Raw genomic sequence first — 5,230 nt, 5'->3', positions numbered from 1 at the left:
GCGTCGCTGATTCTCCTCGCGCTTGCGCTCAGTTCCGCTCTGACAGACTGCTCGTGCTCGCTGAATGCGGCTTTCAGCATCTCGCCGGTACTCTGCTGCCGCGCTTTCGATTGCTGCTCTAAGTCCTTCGCCAGCGTTAAAAGACTGCTCATAGATGGCTCCCTTCAGTCGGATGTTTCGCCCCCCGTCCGGGTCGGCAATGCTGATACTGCTTTTCGTGGTGCGCACCACCTCAAAACCTGACCGTTCCAGCGCCTCAGTGACATCCTGACGGCTTTTCAGCTCCCCGGACGAAGCAAGGGTCAGCAGTCCGCGCGTGATGGCTTCTGCGGCCTCCTGCTTCGTTTTCGGCAGTCCGGACGGCGTGACCAGCGCCCGGCGGTTTTCCGGTGCGTTCGGGTCGTGCAGCCCCAGTCTGCCGTTCACGATGGTCTGCCAGGCATCGATGCGCGGTCGGTCGGCGCGGTCGTAGTACGGCTGGAGCCGCCTGCCGGTCAGCAGCTCGGTATTGGGGATCAGAAAGTTCAGCTCCAGACGCCCCTTGTCCGCGTGCTCCACCCACAGAATGCTGTACTGATCTTTATCGAGTCCGGGCATCAGAACCCGCTCGAAGCTGGCCATCAGCTTTTCCCGCTGGCCGGGAGGCAGATCGGCCTCCGCAAACGACAGGACGCCGGAGGTGTATTTCTTCACGTAAGGCGACGCGTCAATCAGCTCCCGGACTTCTTCCGGCTTCCCCTGCAGGACGCTGGCGCCTTCACGCTGCCGGTCTTTACCCAGCAGATAGTCCACCGGCCCGGCGCCACCGCCGCGACCGCGTGGATGAAATTTAACGATCATCGTCCGTTCCTTTCTCAAGAACGGCGTGCCGCAGCCGCTCAAGCCCGGCATCGATGGCCATCAGCGCCGCCACAATCTGTACCCTGTCATGGCCGGTGTCGCCGCCGGCGTTAACCCGGCGGGCTATCTGATTCAGGTTATTGCCCATGCCGGCAAGCTGGCGCAGCAGCGCCGGCGAGAGTGAGGGGAGCTTTCCGGAACGTGCCGGCTTTTCGTCCAGGCAGGTCTGCCGCATCCACGCTGCCAGCTGCCTGCCGTCGCAGCGCTCAAGCAGCCGCCGGTGCTCGTCCTCCGTCACCCACATGGTGAGCATCTTGTTCCGTTTCTCTGACAAACCGGCCTCCTGATAACGCCGGGACGGGCGGGAAAGCCTTTCCCGGTCGGCGCGGGGTTGGACAAGCCGCAGGCGCGTCAGTGGCTTTTAGCGGGTTTCGGGGCGCAGCCCTGAACCAGTCACGCAGCGCTAGCGGAGTGTATACTGGCTTACTATGTTGGCACGGATGCGAATGTCAGTGAAGTGCTTCATGTGGCGGGAGAAAAAAGGCGGCACCGGTGCGTCAGCAGAATATGCGATACAGGATATATTCCGCTTCCTCGCTCACTGACTCGCTGCGCTCGGTCGTTCGGCTGCGGCGAGCGGAAATGGCTTACGAACGGGGCGGAAATTTCCTGGTAGATGCCAGGAAGAGACTTAACAGGGAAACGATAAGGCCGCGGCGAAGCCGTTTTTCCATAGGCTCCGCCCCCCTGACAAGCATCACGAAATCTGACGCTCAAATCAGTGGTGGCGAAACCCGACAGGACTTAAAGATACCAGGCGTTTCCCCCTGGCGGCTCCCTCTTGCGCTCTCCTGTTCCCGTCCTGCGGCATCCGTGTTGTGGTGGAAGCTTTACCTAAATCACCACGTCCCGTTCCGTTTAGACAGTTCGCTCCAAGCTGGGCTGTGTGCAAGAACCCCCCGTTCAGCCCGACTACCACGTTGTCCCGGTAACTATCATCTTGAGTCCAACCCGGAACAGACACGAAAAATCGCCAGTGGCGGTAGCCATTGGTAAACAGGATGTGCGAGAGATGTATTCAGAGTTCTTGAAGTGGTGGCCTTAGTGAGGCTACACTGAAAGGACAGATTTGGTGACACGTCTCGCACAAGACTGTTACCACGGTTATTCAATCTGCCAGGATTAAATAACCTTCGAAAAACCACCTGCCAGGGTGGTTTTTTCGTTTACAGGACAAAAGACTACGACGAGATCCAAATGATCTCAAGAAGATCTATCAATCAAACGCGTCGCGTTTCAAGCCAAGCCATAATTTCGGCGTCTTTCCATTTAAACGAACGACCGATCTTGAAAGGACGAGGGAAGTCGCTTGGCGTCTCTTCGACACCGAGAGCTTTTTGCTGTAATGCCCTCCCAACGAGCATATTTTCCCAGCCTAAAGATTTCTGAGTAGCCTTAGCCAGCCGGCTATTCAAAGCGTTAGCCTGAGGAAGACCGCTACTTAGACCCAAGCCAGAAAAATCCTCAGACACCCCGCACCAACGATACAAAGTGGACTTACTGATGCCTAAGAGCTCACACACTTCATTACTATCAAGCAACTTCATATGAACACCTATAAAAAACAATGAAAACCTATAGGCACTTATAACCCCAAAGATGGTAAATGACAACCTATAAACATCAATGAACACCAAAAAGTACGCTAGTTTGACAACGAACATGTGGAATAGGATACTAATGTTGTCAGCACAAACCGGAACCTCGAGAGAGGGGTGCTGATGCCGGGGGTCACACCCTCCCAGCCTGTGAGCGGGATAACGAAAGGCCAGACCGAAATTCTGCAAAAAACAAAGGCGCCTTAGGCGCTTTTTGTTTTTTACACAATCTTCTTTCCCTGCAGTCGCTGTTCCAGCACATATCTAAACCGCAGGTTACGTCCTTTATTTACAGTCCCCCATTCATCAAGCGTGTAAGCTGTAACAACATGAATACGCAAAGAATTATTTCTATCTTGAGGCTTTCTTATTTCCATCAAAATGAAGTCATCATGATGGCTAAGATGGTAATACCGCTGCCCCTGCCCCTTTGAAATAAATGCTGTAATGTATTCACCGTTTTCTATCGCTGTAAGTATTCTGTGAACGATAGTTTTGCTGCCCTCATAGCGTTCCCTACAAAAAAACCTCTGTTCCTCCTTAAATTTCATCAGCATTCCGGTTTGTTTTTCATCAGTAAAAACATGAAAACCAAAACTAATTTCTATATCTACAGAAGTACCGTTTACATCAACACAGCACCTCTGAGGGTGCAGGTGCCCCATAGGAAAAACAGTCTCTCCCGTTCTTATGTCACGCCATACTGTGCCCGCCATTTAACCCTCCCAAGAGGCTCCCACCTCAATTACACGCTCCGACAAAATGTTATAAGTCTTTCCTTTAGGGATAATCCCTTCATCAAGCAGCTTTTTGACTGCAACTAATGGGTGAACAATTAACACGTAATGAAATTCACCGGTGCTGCCTTCACGACAGGATATGAACCCCAGTTCTTTTAGCTTTTTCATTCTCCCTGCCCATGTAGTTACGCCTCTTTCACTAGCGAACCCTGATTCAAAAGCCAGTGCTGCTTTATCTCTTATTTCAATCAAACCCTCATCAGAAACCCTGAACCATAAAGCCAAGTAGGTTGTTGATAATGGTGATCCTTTTGACAGACCATCCATGAGATCGCCTATCAAAGGCAAATAACGTGGAACTGTTGAGTACCCATCATTTTCAAGTCGATGCCAAGTATCGATTTCGTCGTCTTCCCACAATTTTTCAATCAAATCCTGACGTCGTTCTGACTGATTTCTCTTACCTGCTTTTCTTGCTCTTGCGGACATAGTCGTCTCCCGTTTGTCTATGGACACTAATTTATTAAAAAAAACCAATAAAATCAAAGAGTTATTCATGACTGGCAGCTTGTTCTCATCTGAAAAAATAGAGTTAAAAACAAGCTAAATCGCAATAAACATTACATTTAAAAACATAAAAAGTAATATATATTACAATGAAGTTTCTTAATTATATGATTAATAATGATTTACAAGAGGAAGGCGGTGCTCGTTGTGCTCGGTGTGCTCGATGGTTCTCCCTGTGCTCCTTGTGCTCCATGGGGTTGTAGGGGGCAAGCCAGGGCGGATAGAGAGAAAAATAATTTAGCGGTAGCGCGTCTCAGAGACTAAAAAACCCGCTGATGCGGGTTTTCTTATTGTTACAAACATCCTCGCCGTTGTAGTTCGGCTTCAATCGCCTCACAAGCAGCGAGTACAATCTCAGTGTTATAGCACCAGGCTATGCCACTGCGGTTAATACTATCGATTAAGGCTCGATTATGAGCCAAAGTGCGTTTTAGGGTGGTGGTATCTTTGTCCATCATCAGGATCTCCATTCAGGTTAACGAGCTTCATGCTCCCAGATATTTACTCTTGCCGTTCCTGAACAGGCTAAAACAGCGAAAAAAAGCCTATTTTCGCTTCATCCCAGAGCACCAATATTTACCATAACATCCGTTGCCCGCACCGCTGAAACGGGGTTGGCTGCGTTTCCGGTGCCAGACGCGAGAAAGTGGCGACAGACATGACGAAAAAACACCGGAAACGCAGCCGCTGGATATTACACTGCTGCATAGTCATGCAGCCAGATGCATGGCGCGTAAAGTCACACTAAAATCAGCGCGAACGCCTTAAAAACCGGCAAATGCCTCTCCAGAAACTCACACAGCTCCATCACCAGGTAAAAACAGTTCAGCAGGGCTTCAATAACGTTGAGAATTTTCATCACTTCCTCCGGGATAAGTCACTACCATTCCGGTAGTCAGCCTATTTAGCAGGAACGCGATGAGCCCTTCTTCGTGCGGGCTGTCACCTCATCTTCGGACCATCGAAACTCTTCTGCTTCTGTCGGAGCGTCAGCTCCAGCTCGTTCTGACGCTGATACTCCAGTACAGCCTTCTCCTCGATGGCATTCAGTTCCCGGACAAGCGGCGCAGCTGCTCGCTTAAACTCAGCACCTGCGTGCTCAAGTCCGACACGCGCTCGTTCAGCATCGCGTTCTCCCGTTGCATAAGCCCACACATGCTCCGCCATTCCTCGAAGGCGCTCTCCCACTCGTCCAGCCTTTGCGAGTAGTCCTGCTGTAGCTGCTCTAATGCGCTCAGCAACTGCTTTTCCAGCTCTGTCATTTTCCGCTACTCCTGTTTCAGGCGGATCCATGTCGTCCCGTCGTAAGGGATGGCTTCGGTTTGCATCCCCGGCGGCAGGATAAGAAACCTCCGGCCGTCGCTGCTCTCCTGATAGCGCACTCCCCACGTCCGGGCGGTCATTTTCGCCAGGGTATCTTCCTGC

General features: G+C 51.5%; 5 protein-coding genes and 2 pseudogenes. All 7 read right to left on the bottom strand.

The features are described from left to right. A pseudogene (locus tag ACMWKA_RS25330) lies at positions 1-92 on the bottom strand (MbeB family mobilization protein); the annotation flags it as partial. Then, positions 61-840, bottom strand: a pseudogene (mbeA, locus tag ACMWKA_RS25325) (plasmid mobilization relaxase MbeA); the annotation flags it as partial. The pseudogenes mbeA and ACMWKA_RS25330, both read right to left, overlap by 32 nt. Continuing rightward, on the bottom strand, positions 830-1,174 hold the full coding sequence (locus ACMWKA_RS25320) for a MobC family plasmid mobilization relaxosome protein (RefSeq protein ID WP_046380542.1): 345 nt from the start codon (positions 1,172-1,174) through the stop codon (positions 830-832). The pseudogene mbeA and the gene ACMWKA_RS25320, both read right to left, overlap by 11 nt. Before the next feature lie 946 nt (positions 1,175-2,120). Then, on the bottom strand, positions 2,121-2,447 hold the full coding sequence (locus tag ACMWKA_RS25315; RefSeq protein WP_208644579.1) for a helix-turn-helix transcriptional regulator: 327 nt from the start codon (positions 2,445-2,447) through the stop codon (positions 2,121-2,123). Between the two features lie 272 nt (positions 2,448-2,719). Beyond that, positions 2,720-3,214 (bottom strand): hypothetical protein, encoded by a 495-nt coding sequence (locus ACMWKA_RS25310; protein ID WP_000929317.1) that lies wholly within the window; start codon positions 3,212-3,214, stop codon positions 2,720-2,722. Continuing rightward, a complete protein-coding gene (locus tag ACMWKA_RS25305; RefSeq protein ID WP_001276096.1) occupies positions 3,215-3,727 on the bottom strand; it encodes a hypothetical protein in 513 nt (170 codons plus the stop codon). Positions 3,728-4,851: 1,124 nt separating this feature from the next. Then, entirely contained in the window at positions 4,852-5,067 is a 216-nt protein-coding gene (locus tag ACMWKA_RS25300; RefSeq protein WP_086581678.1) for an MbeD family mobilization/exclusion protein, read from the bottom strand. Positions 5,068-5,230: the final 163 nt, after the last annotated feature.

This window comes from Enterobacter sp. 03-F-07-AD-ECC (genome assembly GCF_047530935.1).
Classification (GTDB): Bacteria; Pseudomonadota; Gammaproteobacteria; order Enterobacterales; family Enterobacteriaceae; genus Enterobacter; species Enterobacter cloacae.
The sequence above is the reverse complement of the archived record's forward strand: the minus strand, read 5'-3'. Positions and strand labels throughout refer to the sequence as shown.